This window comes from Zooshikella harenae (assembly GCF_018837975.1).
Lineage (GTDB): Bacteria > Pseudomonadota > Gammaproteobacteria > Pseudomonadales > Zooshikellaceae > Zooshikella > Zooshikella harenae.
Genome location: NZ_JAGSOY010000010.1, coordinates 15,433 through 38,403, shown reverse-complemented (window position 1 = coordinate 38,403; position 22,971 = coordinate 15,433). Strand labels below are relative to the sequence as shown.

The window sequence follows — 22,971 nt, the reverse complement described above, 5'->3', positions numbered from 1 at the left end:
TTTTTTAAGCTATATATCCCTTGTGATGGGTATTTTACTTATTCGACTAAATTAAGAGTATTATTATGAGTTCTAATGTTGATATTAACGAACGTACAGCACCCGATGCCTTATTGGTTGAAATTGCAGAGTATGTGTGTGACACCGCTATAAATTCTGCAGCAGCCTATACCACAGCCCGACACTGCCTTATGGATACGCTGGGCTGCGGATTATTAGCATTGCGTTTTCCTGAATGTACCAAATTACTGGGTCCGATTGTGGAGGGTACTTTTGTCCCCCATGGCGCTCGTGTACCAGGAACCCAATTAAGACTAGACCCAGTAAAAGCAGCCTGGGATATTGGCTGCATTATTCGCTGGTTAGACTTTAATGATACCTGGCTGGCGGCAGAATGGGGACACCCTTCAGATAACCTTGGCGGTATTCTGGCCGTTGCCGATTATATTTCCCAACAACGTATCAGCCAGGGACAAACGCCGCTAACGATGCATGATGTGCTCACAGCAATGATTAAAGCCCACGAAATTCAAGGCGTGCTCGCGTTAAATCATAGTTTTAATCGGGTTGGGCTGGACCATGTTGTCTTAGTCAAAGTCGCCTCGACAGCGGTGATAACGCATATGCTGGGAGGTACACGCGAACAAGTCATTGATGCTCTGTCTCACGCCTGGCTTGATGGCCAATCATTGCGTACTTACCGTCATGCACCAAACGCAGGTTCTCGAAAATCCTGGGCAGCAGGGGATGCAACATCTCGAGCAGTTCGACTGGCAGATATCGTTCTAAAAGGGGAGATGGGCTATCCTAGCGTACTTTCAGCACCTAAGTGGGGCTTTCAGGATGTGCTATTCAAAGGAGAATCACTGAAATTGGCTCAACCACTTCATAGTTATGTTATGGAAAATGTGCTGTTTAAAATATCATTCCCAGCTGAATTTCATGCACAAACCGCCGTCGAAGCTGCCCTTAAACTGCATCCTCAGGTTAAATCTCGAATAAATGAAATTGAAAAAATTGTCATTCATACCCACGAATCGGCGATTCGTATCATTAGTAAAATGGGACCATTAAATAATCCAGCAGATCGAGATCACTGCCTCCAGTACATGATAGCTGTCCCATTACTATGCGGCAGTTTACGCGCTGAGCACTATGAAGATGCATTCCATAATGCACACCCTGAGATTGATCAACTACGACAAAAAATGGCTGTCATCGAAGACCAACGTTTTAGCCGAGAGTACCTGGAAGCCGATAAACGTTCAATTGCCAATGCAGTACAAGTATTTTTTACGGATGGCTCAGCAACTGAGCAAATTACTGTTGAGTATCCTATTGGTCATCAACGTCGTCGAAAAGAGGGGATTCCTCTGTTAGAAGAAAAATTCCAGGCTAATTTAGCCACTCGTTTCCCGAAAATGAGTGCTAATAAAATCTATATGTTATGTAATGATCAACAGCAGTTAGAACGCACCCCCGTGAATACATTTATGGATTTATTTATGATTTAGTGACTAGTCACAAGCCAGCCTGTGTTGTTTGAGGCTGGCGGGTAGATGATTTATTTCAATAAAACAGTTACACCCTCATAAATAATTACTAGACTAAAAGAAGAGTAAAGTCCCCAAAAGCTGTAGTAGTAATATGTCGTAAGAGGTTCCTACTCATGATGGTTGAGCCACCTGTCACTCGAGAATCGATTATCACTTGCCCTAAATGTGGTCACAAACAAGCCGGGTTTATGCCAACCAATGCCTGTCAATGGTTTCTACCCTGCGAATCCTGCAAATTTATGATGCGTCCCAAACCTGGCGACTGTTGTGTTTTTTGCTCCTATGGCACAGTGCCATGTCCTTCAAAACAACGGTTGCGACAATGTGGATAGCCTTGATAACAATAGAAACATTGAGAGCATCAGGTATACACAATATATCTCTATATCATCAGTACTGGTCCTAAATGAATCATTTAGCCGCTATGCCCATTAGATGCTGAACGACTCATTTACTCATTCATTTTTTCTGACTAATGATCAAACATATCGGCCATTTTTTTGAGCACAGATAACGTTGTATCAAGTTCTTGCTTGGTTAAGTGGATCGAACATGTTTGTGCCCAGTCAACCTGCTTTTTATCTAACTTGCCATAGATTTCTTCCCCTACTTCTGAAAGCTTGATTAACTTTGCACGCTTATGTTCTGGGTTAGTTTGAAATGCTAAAACCCCATCAGCATACATCACATCCACCAGTCTCTGTACAGCCTGTCGAGTGAGTCCCATTGTTTTAGCAATTTGCGGGACAGTCAATGGTTTACCTGCTCGTACAATTGCCCCCATGATTTTCCATCTAGCACTGGTAATTCCATATGGACTCCCCATTAGATCACCCTCATTCACAAGAAGCCCTCCCAATTTAAATATTTCCAGTGCAATCTCAGTAAATACAGGTCCTTTCTTTGTTTTTGTCATCTAAAGCTCCCACCTAAAAAAATCGACAACATATTGTCAAGCACGATCACCCTATGTCATAATGACAACATATTACCAATGTTATGTTCGAGAGGAAAACTATGACACATTTGATCCACCGTTATGCCGGTATAGTGTCCTTCCTGTGTATAGCTACATTTTTTTCATCAACTGTTTTGGCTGAGCTATTTGGTTCCTTTGAAATCATTGCGAAGGTAAAAAACCTGATTGTATGGCCTGGGTTGTTAATACTTGTTCCTGCTATGGCACTAACAGGAGGCTCAGGCTTTTCATTAAGCAAGTCTCGAAAAGGACGATTAATACAACAAAAACAAAAAAAGATGCGCTTTATTGGGGCGAATGGTATTTTGGTGCTTATTCCATGTGCACTCGTGCTAAACCACTTGGCTGCGATGGAAGCATATGATGTCTTTTTCTATATTGTGCAGGGAATTGAGCTACTATCTGGCGCTATTAATCTCACTTTATTAAGCCTGAATATCCGAGATGGAATGAAAATGAAAGGACGTTTTCGTGCATCTTTATCAGCAGGTCGCTAAATCCATGTCAAATGGTTCTTGCTACTAATGCCTGAGGGTATCATGTTACGCTTGAACTGACTAAAATAAACCTGACAAAGAATAATAAGACTACGTTTTACTCATAAGCAATCTATGAGAAAAGCTATCACAATAGAGAAAATTATTATGAATAATATAGCTCTATTTTCTTTTTTTTCCTGCTTAGGAAAGGGATGAACTCCACCTTGAATAATGCCCAAAGCATAAAAAAGAATAATTAAAGGACACATTATTGGCAATGCTGTTAACATTACTGGTAGCTCATTACAACGAAAAAAGGAGGGTAGGGAAGAATTAAACCAATTAAGAAGTAAAACAAAAATAATTATTCCTGCACAAACTTTCAAGCTTTCCTTAATCCGATCTTGTAGACTTGATTTACAAGCAACTTCTCTTCTCATACAAAGCTACCTTTCTAACACTGGATTAAGATTAGGTTATAAATTAGGCTCTTATAATAATCAACTAATATTTTATGTATACAATATCAATATTTTATTGACAACTGGTTCTCATATTTTTATTTTTTAGACGCAACACTTTGGGGAAAAGGTCGCTTTAAGCCTATGTATGCCTCTATAAGAAGCTAAACCACCATTGTACTAAACTGGCTGATGTAAATATCCACTAACCAACAAAGTCAATAGCTATCTGTAGCGACCACCATATGCTTCTCAGAGAAAGTGGTATGCATAGCGCTACCGCCATCTTCATTGAGTTAAGGAGTAGTTCTTTCCCATGTAAAGCCTACTCCTGCTGAATGAGTTTCAGGAAGGTTTATTAGTACATTGTAAACTGCATCCGGGTTAGTGAATATTCTAGTATCTACTGGGATTTTTAAATCTTTGAATAATGATTCATTATCGTATCTATATCCTGCTGCATAGCTTCTGCAGACCTAACTAAATATAGATTTAATAATATCACCACCTCCATCAACAGAAATAGCAGGCAGCATACAAATTGTTAATAAAACCAACTCTTATTGCTTGTAGTGATAAGCTTAAAACTAATATATCCCCCATCAATAGACTATTAATAGGGAAAATTATGAAATATCAAAAAAATCATTCCTAGAAAATTTAAAAACTAGGCAATATGTATTGCCTAGTTACTTTATAAAATTAATCAGTTAGACTATCTGTAAACCATAAAGCAGCCCCGTCCTCCTCAAGTGAGGAAAAACTTTCAAACTGACTAAATCTAGTTGCTCTTATATAGCCTTTTTTACAAACCACATATGACTCAATACTGAGTTTATCATCTGATACACCAAGTATATCCTGCGGAAAATGAGCACCATTTTTAAAAGATACTTTCACTTTTTTGAGAACTGATTTATCAGTAAGCGTAAAATGTTCTAGCTCTTCTATCTTTAACTCAGCTTGTCTAATGTCCACACCTATTCGTGAATAGGAAGCGCCTGTATAATACTCTTTTGCAAGCATTATTTCGTAATCACCATTTATTTGAAGCGTTCTATCTGCATTACTACAAAGGACCATATCGCTACCTAAAACACCTTGATCCGCATACGCATTTATTGCGCCACTGATCAGTATTATAAAAGCAGCCGTTTTTTTTAACATAGTTAACCACCTATTTAGTTCTTTCGTACATCTAAAAAACATTATTAGTACTACTAAAGTTTAATGAGTAGTCTTCGGATTAAAAGATACAGATGGTGTCCATACTATGGATACAGAACAAATTAATTTTTGAGTCAAACGTTAGCTTTACTGTATAACACCATACCTTTAATCAAAAAAAACAATTACAAAGGTAGTAATAAATGAATTAATTATTTAAACTAAATAAAAAAAGGGGAGTACTTAATTTGATTGAGTCGCTAAATGCGCTAGTTTCTTTATATGTGTTTTTATATGGGCTTCTTTAGATTCATCATAGGATAAGCTTACTCTAATAGCATTCTTGTACGAGGGAGTGGCAGAGCAAGTTAGCCCAGGCAAGACATAAATTCCATGTTTCATCGCTTCTTTCCAAAGCTTGCTCCCTCCATTAGACTCAGGTAATTCAATCCATAATACGTAACCTCCTGAAGGTAAACAAACTTGAGTTCCTTGAGGAAAGTACTCCAGAATTAGTTTTCTTATGAGGTTACTTCTCTTAAATAATACAGCCCTAAGCTTTCGCAGATGTCTTGGCCAAGCACTAGAACTGAGGTAATGTGCAAGAATATATTGAGATCTTGAATTAACTGTAAATAGACTCGATGCAAACCTGTCTGCTATTTTTTTATGCCACATCCCACCAATACACCACCCAATACGTTCACCTGGAGCAAGAGTCTTAGAAAATGAGCTACAATATATAACATAATCATCATTAGGATAGGATGCAATAGGTTTTACAGTCGCTTCAGAAAAATGAAGATCACCAAATATATCATCTTCAATAACTGGCTTTTCATATTTAGCTGCAAGTTTTGCAATTGCTTTTTTTTCCTCCTCACTAAAGGATAATCCTGTCGGATTATGGACAACTGAAGACAATATTGCTGCTTTAACTTCAGTCTTCTTGAACGTTTTCTCAAATGCCTCTAAGTTTATTTTTTGACTAATGAGTGGTATTTCAACAGGTTTAAAACCAAGATTATTAAAAACAGCTATATAGCCTGGGAAACAAGGAGTAAGTACTATAATTTCATCTCCAGCCTTTGCAACTGATAGCAATGCAAGCTCAATAGCATGCATACAACCATAGGTAATCTGGATATTTTCAGCATTACAATAAAAGTGTCGTGTAGCTAAATGATTGCTTATTGCTTCACGAAGTCCTTTTAGGCCACTCGGATGTGAATAGGTAGACATCTTTTCTCCATAGGACTTAAGCAAGCCACTATGAATATTTGCCAAGGCTTTATTGGGCATAAGACTTGGGTGGGGCCAAATTACTGCTAGAGTATCTTGTTCAGCCTCATACACATAACTTCTATACCATGCCCATGCTTTCTCTGCACTGATTCTATCGTTTTTCTGGGAAATGGAGGCTTTCTCAAACCATGCAAAAAAAGGAGGTTGCATTGCATCAACTATGTAACCCGATCGCTCAACACCAATAATTAATCCTAATGACACTAAGTGCTCATAAGCTGATTTTACTGTATTTAAGCTAACAGAATAGTTCTTAGCCACCGTCCTTAATGAAGGTAGTTTTTGCCCAGGCTTAATTTCTTTTTTAGCAATTTTATCTTTGATTACATTTGCGATCACAAGATAAGAAGGTTGTTTCTTTACTGCATCCATGATAACGAATCATTTTATATAAAAGAAGCATCAATAACTGGCATACTAAAACAATTTTATATTTTGTAAAGATAACTTTTTTAGATCCATCTTTTAAAAGGCACTTGAATGACACTTGTCAGTGATTACCTTTTATCTAAATATTGAAATGTCCTCGTTAGGCTACTTTATACTCATAAAAGACTTTTAACTGATCATTATATTAGCATCCATTGAAATTTACAGTAGTGTTTTGCTTATAAGAAATATTATATTGATTGATAGCCAGAAAAATAATTATATATAAAATACTACCTGTTGATCCAATACTTTGGCAATGTAAATCGTTAATCACAGTCCTAACGACTTTGACTGTTTTTGAGTAATACAAGAAAGAAGAATAACATCAAGAAAATTTTAACTATACAACAAAAGTAGATCTCTAGTTCCAGTTAAATTTAGTAAAATTATTAGTACGCAATACAATAGATACTCCCTGCAGGGCAATTGCATTTAAGAATAATTCATGATGAGTATAATTAATGTGTTCCTCCCGCAGCAGAAGACCATCCCTGATCTCTACTGTTAACGGTGCTCCCAGCACCTGTTTCACAAACCAATTCAAGCACTTGCAAACTCACAATTTGCTATACCTCAATCATGATTAAATGAACACCTGTGGTATTTCGATGTACGCCAGTGGTAGACAAAGGCTGGATAATGCACATCGAATTGTTTGCCGCAAGGAGGCGGCAAACAAGCCTCCAAGGAAGGATTCACGGCGTGTTCGAAGGGCGTTATGCAGACGTTGGACAAAGGTGCTTTAGAAAAAAATGGCTTTTATAAAGGTAAAGTTATAGGCGATTGCCCTGATACTCTCTGTGTTAGCTTAAAATTGATGTTGTTGTTCATCTATCATTTTAAAAATTTCATCACCAACCTTTTTAACTGCACTTTCTAACGGGGCTGAAGGTTCATCACTGTAATTAATACGAATGCAGTTCCTATATTTCCCCGTAGCAGAAAACAATATTCCTGGAGCCACTTGTATACCTTGCAATTCTAGTCGTTTGTTAAGTTCTACCGAATCCACTCTTTCTGGTAGCTCAACCCATAACAAGAAGCCCCCCTGAGGATAACTGACTCTTATATTTTCAGGCAGGTAATGACTTAACCAACCCAGCATAACATCACGTGACTTTTTATACTGTAGACGTACTTTACGTAAGTGTCGTTCATAACCACCTTGAGCAATAAAGTTTGCTAAAGCTAATTGAGGAAGTGTCGCGGTACAAGCGCTGGAAACATACTTCATATGGGTCACGAGATCACAGTAACGACCTGGTGCAGCCCAACCTAACCTAAACCCTGGTGCAATCGTTTTGGAAAATGAGCTACATAACAGTACTCGTCCATCCTGATCAAACGACTTCACAGTTCGGGATCGAGGCAAGCTATAAGCAAGATCACCAAAAATATCATCCTCAATAATTGCTATATCAAACCGCTGAGCAAGTTTATAAAGTTGCTCTTTTTTATTATCTGGCATGGTGTAGCCAAGAGGATTATTACCGCTTGGTGTGACCTGGATGACTTTAATAGGCCACTGTTCTAGCGCTAACTCCAAAGCTTCAATACTAATCCCTGTTTCAGGGTGAGTTGGGATTTCTAAGGCTTTTAACTGTAATGATCGAAGAGTCTGCAAAGTACCATAAAAGCTAGGCGAATCCACCGCAACGATATCACCAGGTTTAGTTGTAGCTCGAATACTGATAGAAAGAGCTTCTTGGCAGCTATTGGTGATAATAATATCATCAGGGTGCAGCTGACAGCCAGAGTAAATCATTTGTCGTGTTATTTGAACTCTTAACTCTTCCAGGCCAGTTATCTGGTCATACCCCAGACCAAGATTTTCGGAGTCCCGAGTCATAATAGCCATGTTTTTTAGCAGGGGCTTTAAGGTAGCTACATGACAGTCAGGCATTGCTCTACTCAGCGGAACCCAGTGAGGTCCATGACGAATATGACTGGTTAGTAAATCCAATACTTGATGCCACAAGGAGACATCAACTGGGCGCTGGGTTGGCCGACTCACTTCTGGCAACCTGGGTGTGCTATTAGACTGGCAAACATAAAAACCTGATTTAGACCTTGCTTCAACTATGCCTTGCTCTTCAAGTAACCGATAGGCTTCTTGAGCCGTTGAAATACTAATACCATGATCTTTACAGAGGTTTCTTATAGAGGGAAGCTTGGAGCCATCAGGATAATAGCCCTGTGTAATGCGCTGACCTAGCGCCTCTGCAACCTTTTCGTATAGCTTCATAACACATTTCCAGTACACATGTAGTTACCAGTACAGATTAGTCAATATTTTACCTATACAGACGCGTTTTACTATTAACTGTAATGGTTTGTTTATTAATTTTTGAATCTGTAATGGTTTTCTTAAAAAAATTACTATTGAACTTGTTCTAGAGATGAAATTAAAACTTTATGCATTTGTTGAACCTGAGGGAATGACATGATTGTTTCCAAATATATTTACTATCTCACTCATCATATAAAATATTGGCACATTCGATCAAAAACAAGAAAGCAACTGCTTCAGCTAACGACCCACGAATTAAAGGATGTAGGTATTTCCAAAAAAACAGCATTAACTGAAGGAAATAAACCCTTCTGGAAAACCTGATAGATAACCTTTGTAGACGATTTTTAAACTTATAAAATATCATAAACTTAAAACATACGTCATATCACTTCTAAGTAATGGGTAAGTAAATGGTTTTTATAGTAAGTTGGTTGGCAGTAATGTTCCCATTAGTATTTAGCCCGGGACCAACTAATATTGTATTCGCTGCAAATGGAGCAAGTTTTGGTATTAGAAAATCCTTGCCTTTGCTATTAGGTGTAAATATTATTTATTTATCAAAAACTATTATTATTGGTTTTTATTTTAGTTCCACATTAACATTTCACCCATCAGCTTTATTATATTTACGAATAGTGGGGGCTCTATATATTTTTTGGTTGGCTATTAATCTTATTAAACCTATTAATACTAATTCATCAAAACAACCTAAACATTTTAGTTTTACAGATGGAGCATTATTACAGTTACTTAATTCTAAAGGATGGCTGTTGGTGATGTTGATGTTTACTTCGTTTACTGAACAATCAACTCAAGTATTTGGTGAATTGGGTATAATGATCATGATTGTTATGCTGACGATGTTAAATATTTTTACTCACATTACATGGATATGGACAGGATTATTCATTGTAAAGTTGTTAAAAAACACTGATTACATCAAGTTTATAAACTATGGTCTTGCATTATGCATGGTAATAGTAGGGATATATCTGATTTTGGATGCAATTCAACTATAAAAATCATCGTGTATTTTCTTCCTGAACTCCTTGCTGTCATTTGGCACAGAGAGGTGAATGCTCGAGCAGTATTTTAAACAGGTCAATTGCATATAAAAATAATTTGAGAAAAGTATTGACTGTGCCAATGCCGTGCATGAATTAATGTATTCCTCCCGCAGCAGAAGACCATCCCTGGCATCTTAAATAAGAATGGTGAACCACCCCAAATTATAAGTCAGTTCAAGAAAGCAGGGTTTCAAAATGAGCAAACTTGATTTAAAACTGTCGTTGAATACCCGTCATTGAGAGCACACGAGTAGCAATTTCTTCTATGGAAAACCGTGTAGTATTAATAAAAGGCACATGAGCCTCTTGCATTAACGCTTCTACTTCATTGACCTCTTGTCGACATTGTTTAATGGAAGCATAACGGCTTTCCGGTCGACGTTCGTGACGGATAGCTGCTAGTCTCTCGGCATCAATGGTCAATCCAAATACACGATCCTTATGACTCAGTAATATTCCAGGTAGTCGTTGATTATCCAAATCTTCTTCTGTTAATGGGTAGTTAGCGGCATTTATTCCATACTGAAGCGCAAGGTATAAACAGGTAGGCGTTTTTCCACAACGTGATACGCCAATCAAAATCACATCCGCTTGATCATAAGCATACGTTTTTGCACCATCATCGAAATCCAAGGCAAAATGAACGGCTGTAATACGTTGATGATAACGGGGATCAGCAGCAATAACACGATTTTGTCCAATACTATGATTAGAAGGCTGCTGTAGTTCTTGTTCAAGAGGCGTTAAAAATGCTGAAAAACAATCAATGGTAAATGCATCTAACGAGCTTAATTCTTGTGTTACTGCTTCATTGACAATGGTTGAAAAAATTAAGGGGCGCTGTTCTGCCTGATAGGCATACTGTTTTATTTGCTTAACGGTCTGCTGAGCTTTTTCAACGGTATCAATATAAGGGAATGTTTTATAGCTAAACTGATCTCGATTAAATTGAGTCAACAAACTATGACCCAAGGTTTCTGCCGTTATTCCAGTACCGTCTGAAATAAAAAACACACAGCGTTTTACCATGTTGGAGTTCTCCCAACTTTTTTATATAAGCTATGTTTTAGCTTGTTTGTCAATGCTAATTCCCGTCATCTTACTTGACTCCATAACCTGGTAGAGCAAGCAAGGCATGAAGAGGGGATGAGTCGCAACGAGTATACGTGACGATCCTTAAAAATGACAAGTCATGCCTTATATTATTTTGACGAAATCAATCTGCGTCACCTTAGAGCCCTTAAGTAAAATTGTTCACTAATATTTTGCAATAATTTTTTTTTGTAGAACAAGCAGAATCATGAATTTTCTTCTTTTAATAGTGGGGACTTATAGAGCGTAGTTTACTAACTCCTGCATTATTAAACGTTATTATGCCGTTAAGTCTCAATTCGAAAATAAACATTTTTCACTAACAATTTCAGTACTTTTCTTTGTTTTAAAAACACTCACTTTCATGATAGTGTTTAGTCAATGTGGGTGAGTTATTGGTTTTATAGATAAAAAACCTGATTTCTTTTATGGCAATTATATGACGAAAGCGATAAAACAAGCAGGCTATGCCAATAACTCAGAAAACAGCCATGTATAGGTATTGTTCGAAAAATATTTTAACGTGGAGGATATACCTCTCGTGTTTAATGCGTATCTAAAACGAACAGTACACATCAATATCCTAAAATAACCCTAGCGTTTCATTAACAAATAAACCATAAGGTATCGACACTGGAGACTGACTGAGTGAATAAATACGTTATTCCCTTTACCCAACTGGGTGTCAATGATATACCACTGGTAGGTGGCAAAAATGCCTCTCTTGGTGAGATGATCTCCGCTTTAAGCGATGCTGGGGTAAAAGTTCCTGATGGTTTTGCAACCACAGCAGATGCTTATCGGGAATTCCTAAGCCAGCAAGGGCTGGACCAGCGTATCAAAGCTGAACTTAATCAACTTGATGTGGATGATGTTCAAGCACTGGCAAAAGCAGGACGAAGCATCAGGCAGTGGATAATAGATATGCCTTTTCCTACAGAGTTTCAGGCCACTCTGGAAGAAGCAATTACCACACTTCAACAAAATCACGAAGATTTATCTGTTGCAGTCCGCTCTTCAGCAACAGCCGAAGACTTACCCGATGCCTCATTTGCAGGCCAGCAAGAAACCTTTTTAAATATTCGGGGCACCAGTAATATCCTACTTGCTGTAAAAGAGGTTTTTGCATCACTCTACAATGACCGTGCTATCGCTTATCGTGTGCATAAAGGGTTTGATCATAGCCAAGTTGCGTTGTCCGTTGGCATACAACAAATGGTGCATAGTGAAACCGATGCTTCAGGTGTTATGTTTACATTAGATACCGAGTCTGGTTTTCGCGATGTAATTTTCTTAACTGCCAGCTATGGGCTGGGCGAAACCATTGTCCAAGGAGCGGTCAACCCTGATGAATTTTATATTCACAAACCAACCCTTCGTTCTGGGCATCATGCTATTTTGCGTCGCAATTTAGGTCAAAAAGCCATTGAAATGGTGTACAACGGTAGTGGTGCTGTCCATGACTCACTCATTACACAACCCGTCGACGCCCCGCGTCGTCACCAGTTTTGCATAACCGATGAGGATGTTTTAGAGCTAGCACAGCAAGCGCTCATTATTGAGGCCCACTATGGGTGTCCTATGGATATTGAATGGGCAAAAGATGGTATTACTGGAGAGCTGTTTATTGTTCAAGCCCGTCCAGAAACGGTCAAAAGTCAATCTGAAGCGGCTGTTATTGAACGTTATCTTTTACAAGAACAAGGTCATGTACTAATGGAAGGCCGTAGTATTGGCCAGCGTATTGGTTCAGGTTCCGTCAGCGTTATTACAAGCCTTGATCAAATGCATGAAGTAAAACCTGGCGATGTACTCGTTGCCGACATGACAGACCCTGACTGGGAACCCATCATGAAAAGGGCAGCAGCGATTATCACCGACCGGGGAGGGCGGACCTGTCATGCCGCTATTATTGCTAGAGAACTCGGCATCCCTGCAGTGGTTGGCTGTGGAAATGCCACAGAGCTTTTGAAATCTGGGCAAGATGTTACTGTTTCCTGTGCAGAAGGGGATACAGGCTTCGTTTACCAAGGTAAATTAGCTTATGAAGTGCAAAAAAGTACCGTTGATGCCATGCCACAACTGCCGTTTAAATTAATGATGAACGTAGGTAATCCTGACCGTGCATTTGATTTTCAGGCAATTCCTAATACAGGGGTCGGTCTTGCACGGCTTGAATTTATTATAAATCGTATGATAGGGATTCACCCCAAAGCCCTGTTAAATATGCAAGACCTCCCAGGTGATATCCGCGAAGCCATTCACGAACGTATTGCTGGCTATGATAGCCCAGTTGGTTTTTACATTGAAAAATTAACAGAAGGTATTGCCACAATTGCCGCGGCTTTTTATCCAAAACCTGTCATTGTGCGTTTATCCGACTTTAAATCCAATGAATATGCAAATTTAATTGGTGGGGAGTTGTTTGAACCCAAAGAAGAAAATCCTATGTTAGGTTTTCGTGGCGCTTCACGCTATATCGCCGACAGTTTCCGCGACTGTTTTGAACTCGAATGTGCGGCCTTAAAACGCGTTCGAGAACAGCGGGGATTAACCAACGTAGCGGTCATGGTGCCCTTTGTGCGGACAGTGGGTGAAGCCCGACGTGTCACCGAATTACTGGCTGCGAATGGATTACGTAGAGGAGAGCATCAATTAAAAGTTATTATGATGTGTGAGTTACCCAGTAATGCTCTACAGGCTGATGATTTCTTACAGTACTTTGATGGCTTTTCTATTGGCTCTAATGACATGACCCAGCTGACCTTAGGGCTGGATCGAGACTCAGGCTTGATTGCGCATTTATTTGATGAGCGTAACCCTGCAGTTAAACATTTACTGCAGTTGGCTATCGAAGCTTGTCGCCGTCAAAATAAATATATTGGCATTTGTGGGCAAGGTCCTTCAGACCACCCGGATTTAGCCAAATGGCTTATGGATCAGCAAATTGAAACTATTTCGCTCAATCCAGACTCGGTGCTGAACACATGGTTTTATCTAGCCGAGAAAGTAGCAACACCAGCTTAATAACACCCAGGGCAATTGCATATAAAAATAGTTTGTGATGAATAAAGATTGTGCCAATGCAATGCATGATTATCGATGTGGAACATTGGCTGAAAAAGGTGGGATAACGCTCAACGAACTGTTTGCCACAAGGAAGTGGCAACCAAGTCTCCAGGGAAGAGGTTAGCAAAAGTAAATATCGGCTCTAAAGAAAATCACCTTTTTTCAAGAGCTCAGTACGACTTGTGTTTTAAAAGGAAATTATCGTGTTTTTTTCAACACCGGACTTGTGTGATCAATACGACGCATTACTTCAAGTGATGTCTCCTGTTTTTAAGCATTTTGGTGGTCAAACTCATTTCTGTGGAGAGGTAGTCACCGCTAAATGCTTCGAAGATAACAGCGTTGTCAAATCAATCCTAGCAGAGCCAGGTGAAGGCAAAGTGTTAGTGGTGGATGGCGGCGGTTCGTTACGCTGTGCCTTATTGGGTGATCAAATAGCAACTCGAGCCGTTGAAAATCAGTGGGCAGGGATTGTGATCTATGGCTGTGTTCGCGACGTTACCATCTTAAAAACATTATCTATTGGCATTATGGGTTTAACGGCACACCCTCGAAAATCCATTAGGCGAGGGGAAGGGCAAAAGCAACTTGAAATAAGCCTGGCTGGAGTCAATCTACAATCAGGTAATTATTTGTATGCGGATGAGAACGGTGTAATTATCTCACCTGAACCTTTATCGCTTACTAACTCATAAACCAACAATACAGCAGTAGTAGTATTATCATAGCTTTATTTAAATCAGTGGGCGACACTGCTCACTGAGCACTTTATCGTGAAAGGTATATCACAACAGCGCTTGATAAATAGCCAAGTCCTCGCCACTAAAGCAACAAAAAATCACTTTTTCTAATGAATAAGGTTTTTCTTCAAAGTACTGCTGTACCGTTTGCACTGCAATTTCGGCTGCAGGCTGTTTTGGAAAACCATAGATTCCTGTACTTATTGCTGGAAAAGCAATTGATTTAAGGTCATGCTCACAAGCACGCTGTAAACTTTCTCTGTAGCAACTGGCGAGTAATTCCTGTTCATTTAACTGACCACCATTCCATACGGGACCCACCGTATGAATAACATAGTGGGCAGGCAGGTGAAAACCAGGTGTTATCTTAGCCTGTCCAGCTTTACAACCATTAAGCAATCTGCATGCTGCAACCAATTCAGGTCCTGCGGCTCGATGGATGGCCCCATCAACACCACCACCCCCTAATAAGCTGCTGTTGGCAGCATTAACAATTGCATCAACAGCAAGCTGAGTGATGTCACCTTGTAACGCACTTAGCTGTACAGTCAACGACCTTCTCCTTTAAACCTTCAAGATTATAGCGAACGGAATATGTCATGATTATACACTAAAAGGAAAACGCTATAATTTACTGTCAAAAAACATACATGTTGCGATGAAAGTAGTTATGCTTTTGTTATTTAGTCAATGAGTAGCAAAGTATACTCAACTTGTCGCATAATTAACTGACAGTTTTATGACATATAATGTAATATAAATACCTAAAGGCTAAACACGGATGTGCAATAAAATGGTGATAAATTATCTTGATACTAAAAATTTCACGAGTCCTTCCCGAATGGTGTTATTCATCAGAACAACTTGCATTTTTCAATTTCTTGGAACCACTTACTTTCTAAAATTTCATCTATAATCGTTAAGCTATGAAGAAAACAGCTCAGTATCAACCACTGAAGCCAACTATGAGGGTGTCGTGAATGAAGGCGGTCTTATTTAATGATCAACAAATTATGCTGGTTTCTCCCTCAGACCCTGAACCCGCCCCAAATGAAGCATTATTACGCCCACTGGTGGCTGGTATTTGCCAAACGGACATCGAACTATTCAATGGGTACTATAACTTTCAAGGTATTCCTGGCCACGAATGTGTGGCAGAAGTGATTGGTTGCCCAGCAAAGCCAGACTATGTAGGAAAACGTGTTGTAGTTGATATCAATATTGGTTGCGGAGATTGCCCCGCTTGTCAGCAAAATGACCCTCACCACTGCCACCATCGACAAGTTCTAGGCATCAAGCATAAAGATGGGGTTTTTGCAGAGATGTTTACTGCTCCATTAGCAAATCTTTGCTTGGTTCCAGACAATATCCCTGATCATGTTGCCGTATTCACAGAACCACTGGCGGCAGCTTTAGCCATTCAAACTCAATTACCTGTACCTGATAATACAACGATTGCTGTACTGGGCGACGGCAAACTTGGCCTACTCATTAGTCTTGCCCTTAAGGAAAAATTTCCAAACCTGGTACTGATTGGCAAACATCCCAATAAACTGGCCATTGCCGCACGCCATGGAATAACAACAGAACTACTTGAATTCAAAAACACCAGCCAGCTACTTCAGCAATATCAGCAGCACTTTTCTGTTATTGTGGAAGCAACTGGTCGACCAAATGGGCTAGATATGGCACTCGCGCTTGTTGCACCTCGAGGTACAATTGTGCTGAAAACAACAAGTCACCAATTAAGCGAAGTAAACTTATCCCAACTTGTGGTGAATGAAATTAAGCTTATTGGCTCCCGCTGTGGCCAAATGAACGAAGCACTTCAATTTATGGAAAACCATAGCTTGGATACCGAGCTACTCATTGAGGCTCGTTACCCATTTCAACAGTTTCAACGAGCATTTCAACATGCACTGCAAAGAGGCAGTAAAAAGGTGCTTATCGACTTTCCAAGTGGTGCTAGCCCTGCATAATGATGACTAGATATTAATAAATGACTGACTGCTAGTGCTTATGGTATTTCCGATAGGAGCCTAGTATTTCTCGTCCCACCTGCCCAGCATTCCTTGCCCAGCGGGCTGTCATCAAATGACCAATATGCCTCAATTGAGCAACCAGCTTGGGGTTGGGTGATACCACCTGAATGCCATGTTTTTGCATGGTGAGCAATGCTTGCTGCATATGCTGTCGTGTGTTTCGCCAAGCTTGTGCTTCTAGTTTACTGGCCAACTTAGTTAATGTCTGACGTTCCTGAATACTTAAACTCTGCCACGTTGAACGATTAATCACTAACATATTTTTGGGTATCCATGCCTGAATATCATAATAGTATTTTATGTATTGCCAGGCCTGTTGCGTTACCGCTGTTACAGGTGATGTGATCATTGCATCTAGCTGTCCAGTCAACCAGGACTCACGTAAGTGTTCATGAGGCACATGAATAGCTTCAGCGCCTAAGTAACGCGCCAATAATGCGGTTTCTGTTGAGTATGTTCTTAACTTGCCGCCGCGTAGATCAACAAGAGAGGCTAAGGGTTGAACCGTAAAAATACCTTGTGGAGGCCAGGGAGCGACCAGCAGTAAATGCAGACCAAGGTTATCTAGTCGCTGCTGTACTTGCTCTCTCGAAATTTCCCATAGCTGCTGCGCTTCTGATAAATCGGTTGCGATAAAAGGAATATTATCTAAACCAAACAGTGCATCCTCATGCTCCAACTCAGCCATTAATAGCTCAGCCAGTTGAATATCATTTTTCACAACACTGGTTAATAAATTTTTATTGGGAATCAAGCTGCATTTGTTATAAATATCCACTTTGAGGTTAGCATTGGGTAACGACTCAACCCCATGGACAAATTCAGTAAGCAGGTTTTGGTGACGAGCATCCCCCAAATAGACAGAAACTAATTGCCAGGATTTAGCCCAGCCTTGACCTCCCCAGCAGAATAATAAACTACACAATACCACTAAACATAGTGGATGAAATAAGTCCTTACCTTGCTTATGTCTTATGATTTTAATCATCAACTCTCATCCTGATGAATCTTCCTTGTTCAGCCGCTAAGTATGCGCTGTTTAAGGAATAACAGAACAGGCTTAAGTACAGATAAACTATGTAAGAAATTACAGGGAAAGTCAGAGGAGGTTTGATATTCAGATGTGCGTTATCTGACTTACACTCGTCATTGCCAAAATCACTTAAAACAACGTTACTATGGCTATTTCTATATGCCGAAATAGCCTTTAACTGCCACCAACGATGACTTACATCAAAATCTACCAAGCATTTCATGCTATATCAGTAGGAGTCAGAATAAACACTATGTTTCAACAAGGTTATTCGGCACACTACCACAACAGCGGCAATTAGATTTGTAAATAGGTGTAACCAGCTGGCAGTTTATAATAGTCATAAATTTTGTTTTTTGGCATCATTGTCATACTAACGACATGAGCCGTTATTTTACTATTCAAGTCTACCATGCTGTAAACTGACAATCTGTGTCGCCTAAATGCCATTCCTTACCAGGAATGTAAATGACTTAGCATTATTTTTTAGTGTTGAGTAATAACAAAGCAAGACAGGTATAATAAGCAGTGTATGTATACCTAAGACAAATAATGCCATAGGCTAACATGCCGTACGTATCGAACGACAGTCACATCAGCCGTTGATAGTGGTTGATTTTTTGACCTAATGCGTGTCGCTATCGCAATGCGTTGGCGGACAGAGGTAAATTAACCGGTTAATGAGATAATTGAATAGACCATGCTTATCGGAATTCCTAAAGAAATATTTGCCAACGAAACACGGGTAGCCGCTACCCCCAAAACCGTTCAGCAGTTAATTAAACTTGGCTTTTCAGTCTGTGTGGCTGAAGGTGCAGGCAAATTAGCCAGCTTTACGGACAACGCTTATAAAGACGCAGGTGCCAGTATTGTCAGCCAAAAAGAAGCTTGGCAAGCTGACATTATTTTTAAAGTCAATGCGCCTCAAGAAACCCCTGAAGATGAAATTAGTTATTTTAAAGCAGGACAAACCCTGGTCAGCTTTATCTGGCCGGCACAAAATGAAGCACTACTGGAAAAATTATCTGCGAAGGGCATTAACGTATTAGCGATGGATGCTGTGCCTCGGATTTCTAGAGCGCAAGCCCTCGATGCCCTTAGTTCAATGGCTAATATTGCAGGTTATCGTGCCGTTGTCGAAGCATCTCACCAATTTGGTCGTTTTTTTACTGGGCAGATTACTGCAGCAGGTAAAGTACCCGCCGCTAAAGTGTTAGTGATTGGTGCGGGTGTTGCTGGGCTTGCAGCCATTGGTACCGCAAGCAGCCTAGGTGCCATTGTTCGCGCATTTGATACGCGCCCAGAGGTAAAAGAGCAAGTTGAAAGTATGGGCGGCGAGTTTCTTGAGCTTCATGTTGAGGAAGATGGCTCTTCAACGGATGGCTACGCAAAAGAAATGAGTGAAGCCTTTATTAAGGCGGAAATGGAACTCTTTAGCCAGCAAGCTGCAGAAGTGGATATTATCATCACCACTGCACTAATTCCTGGTAGACCGGCCCCAAAACTAATCACCACTGACATGGTTAAATTAATGAAGCCAGGCAGTGTGGTTGTTGACCTGGCTGCTGCAACGGGTGGTAACTGTGAGTTAACCCAGGCAGATCAACTGGTCACTACAGACAATGATGTACGCATTATTGGCTATACAGACCTGCCAGGCCGTTTACCTAATCAGTCTTCACAGCTCTACAGTACCAACCTGGTAAACCTGACAAAGCTGCTTTGTCCTCATCAAGATGGCAATATTTCGATTAACTTTGATGACCAGGTTATTCGCTCGGTTACTGTGGTAAAAGAAGGCAATATCTCTTGGCCACCACCTGCTGTCAAAGTCAGTGCTCAGCCTCAAGCTAAGGTACAAGCGCCTGTTACGCCTGTAGAAAAAGAGCCAAAACCCAAGTCCTCAAAGCGGAAACATATTGCATTTACCATTGCTGCTTTGGCATTTGGCTGGATAGCCAGTGCAGCACCTGCTGCCTTTTTATCCCATTTCACTGTGTTTGTGTTGGCGTGTATTGTTGGCTATCACGTGATTTGGAATGTAACACATGCGTTACACACCCCACTTATGAGCGTAACCAATGCGATCAGTGGCATTATTGTGGTTGGAGCACTCCTACAAGTCTCCAGCGATAATGGGCTGGTTTGGTTTTTCTCTGCCATTGCCGTTTTAATCGCCACAATAAACATCGCAGGTGGCTTTTTTGTCACGCAACGCATGCTGAAAATGTTTCGTAAGTAAGGGGCCCAATCATGTCACAAGGTTTTATTAGTGCAGCCTATATAGTCGCTGCCATCTTATTTATCTTTAGCTTAGCGGGCCTGAGCAAACAGGAAACAGCAAAGCAAGGAAATATCTATGGTATGGTCGGTATGGCCATTGCCTTACTGGCCACCATTGGTAACCCTGAAGTATCTGGCATGGGTACAATTATCGTCACCATGGTCATTGGTGCGGTGATTGGCTTGAACTTGGCCAAAAAAGTACAAATGACTGAAATGCCAGAGTTGGTCGCCATGCTGCACAGCTTTGTTGGTTTGGCTGCTGTTCTGGTTGGATTCAGTAGTTATATGGACCACCCACCAATGGCAGGGGCCATGCTGACGATTCACCTGAGTGAAATTTTCATCGGTGTTTTTATCGGGGCGATTACCTTTACCGGATCAATCGTTGCGTTTGCTAAGTTACGCGGAATAATGAGTGGACGTCCTTTGTCATTACCGCATAAGCATAAGCTTAATCTTGCTGCAGTCGTTGTATCCTTCTTACTGATGCTTAACTTCATCAACAATGATAGCGCTACCTTCCCCCTAGTACTTATGACAATTATTGCCTTGGCTTTTGGCTGGCATTTAGTCGCCTCTATTGGTGGTGCAGATATGCCTGTCGTTGTATCCATGCTGAACTCTTATTCAGGGTGGGCTGCAGCAGCAGCAGGCTTTATGCTCGCCAATGATCTGCTGATTGTTACAGGTGCACTGGTCGGCTCCTCAGGTGCCATCCTGTCATATATTATGTGTAAAGGGATGAACCGCTCATTTATCAGTGTGATTGCGGGTGGCTTTGGTACTGAAAGCGGTACTGTATTGGGCGAAGGTGAAGAGCAGGGTGAGTATGTTGCAACATCTGCTGAAGAAGTGGCTGAAATGCTCAAAGACTCTACGTCTGTCATTATCACCCCTGGCTATGGTATGGCTGTTGCGCAAGCACAATACCCCGTATACGAAATCACCCAAAAGCTGCGTGAACGAGGCGTTAATGTCCGGTTTGGTATTCACCCTGTTGCAGGGCGCTTACCTGGTCATATGAACGTCCTGTTAGCCGAAGCTAAAGTGCCTTACGACATCGTTTTGGAAATGGATGAAATTAATGAAGACTTTCCAGAAACAGATACCGTATTGGTCATAGGCGCAAACGATACAGTTAACCCGTCAGCAGCCGAAGACCCTGCAAGTCCCATCGCAGGTATGCCAGTGTTAGAAGTTTGGAATGCTCACCAAGTCATTGTATTTAAACGTTCAATGGCAACAGGTTATGCGGGTGTGCAGAACCCTCTTTTCTTCAAGCAGAATACACGTATGCTGTTTGGGGATGCGAAAGAGAGTGTTGAAGCCATCCTGAAAGCACTTTAAATAGTTACCCTTGATTAATAGGGTATTCTCCAGAAAAAGCCGAAGTCTTAGACTTCGGCTTTTTTTATGCTATATACCCATACTGAAAAACTTTAACCTAAAATGAAGGGCTTTTATAGGAAAGGGTATAACAGCCTGGCCAATTGTCATCGAACACGCTGTGAATCCATCCATGGACGCTTGGCTGCCGCATCCTTGCGGCAAACGGTTCGGTGACAATAGCCAGCCTTTATTCGCCCATGCAACCTTTTGTAAACACAACAAATGTTGTAATTTATCACAGTCAAAGATAAATGCTTGAAATGGAAAAGTAATATGGATATTAGGGTCTTGAATAGTAGTGATGCTGAGCAGTATAAAAAAATTCGACTTAATGCTTTGCTGTCATGTCCTGAATCATTTGCTCAAAGCTTTGACTTTGAACAAACTCAACCCCTTAACTATTTTGCAGATAAAATTACTCAAAGTAATCAATCTTTTGTTGTTGGCGTATTTAATAAAAACCAGCTAGTAGGTACTGCAGGTGTTAGCCGGCAAGACCGTTTAAAACGGTCGCATAAAGGTATGATTTGGGGATTTTATGTTGATAAATCCTTTCAAAAAAATGGTCTCGGTAAGCACCTACTTGAAAAAATCATAGATGAGGCAAAACAGTTTAAAGATTTAACCCAGTTGCAGCTTGTTGTTATTTCCGAAAACATCTCAGCCATTAAACTCTATCAAAAATATGGCTTTGAAACGTTTGCTTTTGAGCAAGATGCACTCCGCCTGGGACAAAGATCTTATAACGCACAGCATATGGTGCTTTTTTTATAGATGGCACAAGTGGTAAAAAGAGTAGGTATTGCAGAACAATTACTGCCACCATCCTTTGGCAGCAAAGCATATATAAAATTGAAGCAGTTTAGAAAGTATACTTAGCAGACAGTGTAAAGGTATCTACATCAGTTTCGCCAAAACGTAACTTATCCTTATCACCTAAATCGTTAATACGTTCCCAATCGAGACCGAAAGCCACATTATTAGTCAGGTTATAACTTGCACCCAAACCAAAGACTTTACTAGTGCCTTTTACAGTTTCACTTGACTTATAAACATTAACGCCGCTAACAGAACTACTACGTTCTTCTTCAATCTTCCATTTCATCAGTCCAGCACTAGCATTTAGTTCAATATCTTTAGTAACTGGATAAATACCAACTGCTTTTACCCCATAGCCACTAATTTCATTCTCAATATCCCTAGTTATATAGCGATTAAAGCCAACACCACTAGCTTCAAAATCAGTATCAGCAAACTTAGTATAATTCGCTTCAAGTGCAAAGAACTTATTAATGCGATAGCCACCAAATACCTTTGCTACACCATCACGTTTAGTTTTAGTTCCAGAAAAACCTATGCTTTCAGCAGCTTCCTCTTCAACTGAGTAAACATCATCATAACTAGCCGCACCAACACCTAACCCTAGATAAAAACCCGTTTTTTCATCTGCGAATGGATTAATACTATCTTGTGCAAAAAGCGGTGTGGAAACGACTGAAGAAATCGCGATAACCAAAGCAGTTTTTTTCATGATTCAACCTTTTATTTTATTACAACTCAAATTAGTACTACAGAACAGGT

21 protein-coding genes are annotated in these 22,971 nt (G+C 40.2%); 12 read left to right on the top strand and 9 right to left on the bottom strand.

Annotated elements, in window-relative coordinates; translation table 11 throughout:
• The first annotated feature begins 65 nt into the window (after nt 1-65).
• Nucleotides 66-1,514 (top strand): bifunctional 2-methylcitrate dehydratase/aconitate hydratase, encoded by a 1,449-nt coding sequence (locus tag KCG35_RS06615; protein WP_215818892.1) that lies wholly within the window; start codon nt 66-68, stop codon nt 1,512-1,514.
• Between the two features lie 155 nt (nt 1,515-1,669).
• Nucleotides 1,670-1,888 carry a GDCCVxC domain-containing (seleno)protein gene (locus KCG35_RS26825; RefSeq protein WP_444972205.1) on the top strand — a complete coding sequence of 73 codons (219 nt, stop codon included), beginning with the start codon at nt 1,670-1,672 and terminating at the stop codon, nt 1,886-1,888.
• A 140-nt stretch (nt 1,889-2,028) separates the two neighbouring features.
• On the opposite strand, the gene KCG35_RS06610 is transcribed toward KCG35_RS26825, so the two are convergent.
• Nucleotides 2,029-2,472 (bottom strand): MarR family winged helix-turn-helix transcriptional regulator, encoded by a 444-nt coding sequence (locus KCG35_RS06610; protein ID WP_215818891.1) that lies wholly within the window; start codon nt 2,470-2,472, stop codon nt 2,029-2,031.
• Nucleotides 2,473-2,573: 101 nt separating this feature from the next.
• On the opposite strand from KCG35_RS06610, the gene KCG35_RS06605 reads away from it, so the two are divergent.
• On the top strand, nt 2,574-3,032 hold the full coding sequence (locus tag KCG35_RS06605) for a hypothetical protein (RefSeq protein ID WP_215818890.1): 459 nt from the start codon (nt 2,574-2,576) through the stop codon (nt 3,030-3,032).
• 101 nt (nt 3,033-3,133) lie between these two features.
• Here KCG35_RS06605 and KCG35_RS06600 read toward each other — a convergent pair whose 3' ends face one another.
• From KCG35_RS06600 to KCG35_RS06585, 4 genes are all read right to left on the bottom strand, one after another.
• Nucleotides 3,134-3,454 (bottom strand): hypothetical protein, encoded by a 321-nt coding sequence (locus tag KCG35_RS06600; protein ID WP_215818889.1) that lies wholly within the window; start codon nt 3,452-3,454, stop codon nt 3,134-3,136.
• A gap of 723 nt (nt 3,455-4,177) precedes the next feature.
• Nucleotides 4,178-4,642: a hypothetical protein gene (locus tag KCG35_RS06595; RefSeq protein ID WP_215818888.1), complete on the bottom strand. Its 465-nt coding sequence runs from the start codon at nt 4,640-4,642 to the stop codon at nt 4,178-4,180.
• 243 nt (nt 4,643-4,885) lie between these two features.
• Nucleotides 4,886-6,319 carry an aminotransferase-like domain-containing protein gene (locus KCG35_RS06590; protein ID WP_215818887.1) on the bottom strand — a complete coding sequence of 478 codons (1,434 nt, stop codon included), beginning with the start codon at nt 6,317-6,319 and terminating at the stop codon, nt 4,886-4,888.
• Nucleotides 6,320-7,187: 868 nt separating this feature from the next.
• A complete protein-coding gene (locus KCG35_RS06585) occupies nt 7,188-8,624 on the bottom strand; it encodes an aminotransferase-like domain-containing protein (protein WP_215818886.1) in 1,437 nt (478 codons plus the stop codon).
• A gap of 198 nt (nt 8,625-8,822) precedes the next feature.
• Between KCG35_RS06585 and KCG35_RS06580 the strand changes: the two genes are divergently transcribed.
• Entirely contained in the window at nt 8,823-8,993 is a 171-nt protein-coding gene (locus KCG35_RS06580) for a DUF1127 domain-containing protein (protein ID WP_215818885.1), read from the top strand.
• 89 nt (nt 8,994-9,082) lie between these two features.
• Nucleotides 9,083-9,691 (top strand): LysE family translocator, encoded by a 609-nt coding sequence (locus tag KCG35_RS06575; protein WP_215818884.1) that lies wholly within the window; start codon nt 9,083-9,085, stop codon nt 9,689-9,691.
• A gap of 258 nt (nt 9,692-9,949) precedes the next feature.
• Here KCG35_RS06575 and ppsR read toward each other — a convergent pair whose 3' ends face one another.
• Nucleotides 9,950-10,768: a posphoenolpyruvate synthetase regulatory kinase/phosphorylase PpsR gene (gene ppsR / locus KCG35_RS06570; RefSeq protein WP_215818883.1), complete on the bottom strand. Its 819-nt coding sequence runs from the start codon at nt 10,766-10,768 to the stop codon at nt 9,950-9,952.
• A 711-nt stretch (nt 10,769-11,479) separates the two neighbouring features.
• On the opposite strand from ppsR, the gene ppsA reads away from it, so the two are divergent.
• The 3 genes from ppsA (at nt 11,480) to rraA (ending at nt 14,595) form a co-directional block, all read left to right on the top strand.
• Nucleotides 11,480-13,858 (top strand): phosphoenolpyruvate synthase, encoded by a 2,379-nt coding sequence (ppsA, locus tag KCG35_RS06565; RefSeq protein ID WP_215818882.1) that lies wholly within the window; start codon nt 11,480-11,482, stop codon nt 13,856-13,858.
• Between the two features lie 37 nt (nt 13,859-13,895).
• Entirely contained in the window at nt 13,896-14,024 is a 129-nt protein-coding gene (locus tag KCG35_RS26655) for a hypothetical protein (RefSeq protein ID WP_255561873.1), read from the top strand.
• Between the two features lie 79 nt (nt 14,025-14,103).
• Nucleotides 14,104-14,595, top strand: coding sequence for a ribonuclease E activity regulator RraA (gene rraA / locus KCG35_RS06560; protein WP_215818881.1), 492 nt, complete (start codon nt 14,104-14,106; stop codon nt 14,593-14,595).
• Nucleotides 14,596-14,685: 90 nt separating this feature from the next.
• Here the strand turns inward: rraA and KCG35_RS06555 are convergent, their stop codons facing one another.
• Complete coding sequence (locus KCG35_RS06555) at nt 14,686-15,192, bottom strand: O-acetyl-ADP-ribose deacetylase (protein ID WP_215818880.1); 507 nt, start codon at nt 15,190-15,192, stop codon at nt 14,686-14,688.
• A 428-nt stretch (nt 15,193-15,620) separates the two neighbouring features.
• Between KCG35_RS06555 and KCG35_RS06550 the strand changes: the two genes are divergently transcribed.
• On the top strand, nt 15,621-16,619 hold the full coding sequence (locus KCG35_RS06550; RefSeq protein ID WP_215818879.1) for an MDR/zinc-dependent alcohol dehydrogenase-like family protein: 999 nt from the start codon (nt 15,621-15,623) through the stop codon (nt 16,617-16,619).
• 31 nt (nt 16,620-16,650) lie between these two features.
• Here KCG35_RS06550 and dctP read toward each other — a convergent pair whose 3' ends face one another.
• Nucleotides 16,651-17,670: a TRAP transporter substrate-binding protein DctP gene (gene dctP / locus KCG35_RS06545; RefSeq protein ID WP_215818878.1), complete on the bottom strand. Its 1,020-nt coding sequence runs from the start codon at nt 17,668-17,670 to the stop codon at nt 16,651-16,653.
• Between the two features lie 745 nt (nt 17,671-18,415).
• Here dctP and KCG35_RS06540 point away from each other — a divergent pair.
• The 3 genes from KCG35_RS06540 (at nt 18,416) to KCG35_RS06530 (ending at nt 22,164) form a co-directional block, all read left to right on the top strand.
• Complete coding sequence (locus KCG35_RS06540; protein ID WP_215818877.1) at nt 18,416-19,957, top strand: Re/Si-specific NAD(P)(+) transhydrogenase subunit alpha; 1,542 nt, start codon at nt 18,416-18,418, stop codon at nt 19,955-19,957.
• 11 nt (nt 19,958-19,968) lie between these two features.
• Nucleotides 19,969-21,348: a Re/Si-specific NAD(P)(+) transhydrogenase subunit beta gene (gene pntB / locus KCG35_RS06535; protein WP_215818876.1), complete on the top strand. Its 1,380-nt coding sequence runs from the start codon at nt 19,969-19,971 to the stop codon at nt 21,346-21,348.
• A gap of 315 nt (nt 21,349-21,663) precedes the next feature.
• Nucleotides 21,664-22,164, top strand: coding sequence for a GNAT family N-acetyltransferase (locus tag KCG35_RS06530; RefSeq protein ID WP_215818875.1), 501 nt, complete (start codon nt 21,664-21,666; stop codon nt 22,162-22,164).
• An 88-nt stretch (nt 22,165-22,252) separates the two neighbouring features.
• Here the strand turns inward: KCG35_RS06530 and KCG35_RS06525 are convergent, their stop codons facing one another.
• Nucleotides 22,253-22,921, bottom strand: coding sequence for an outer membrane beta-barrel protein (locus KCG35_RS06525; RefSeq protein WP_215818874.1), 669 nt, complete (start codon nt 22,919-22,921; stop codon nt 22,253-22,255).
• Between the last annotated feature and the right edge of the window lie 50 nt (nt 22,922-22,971).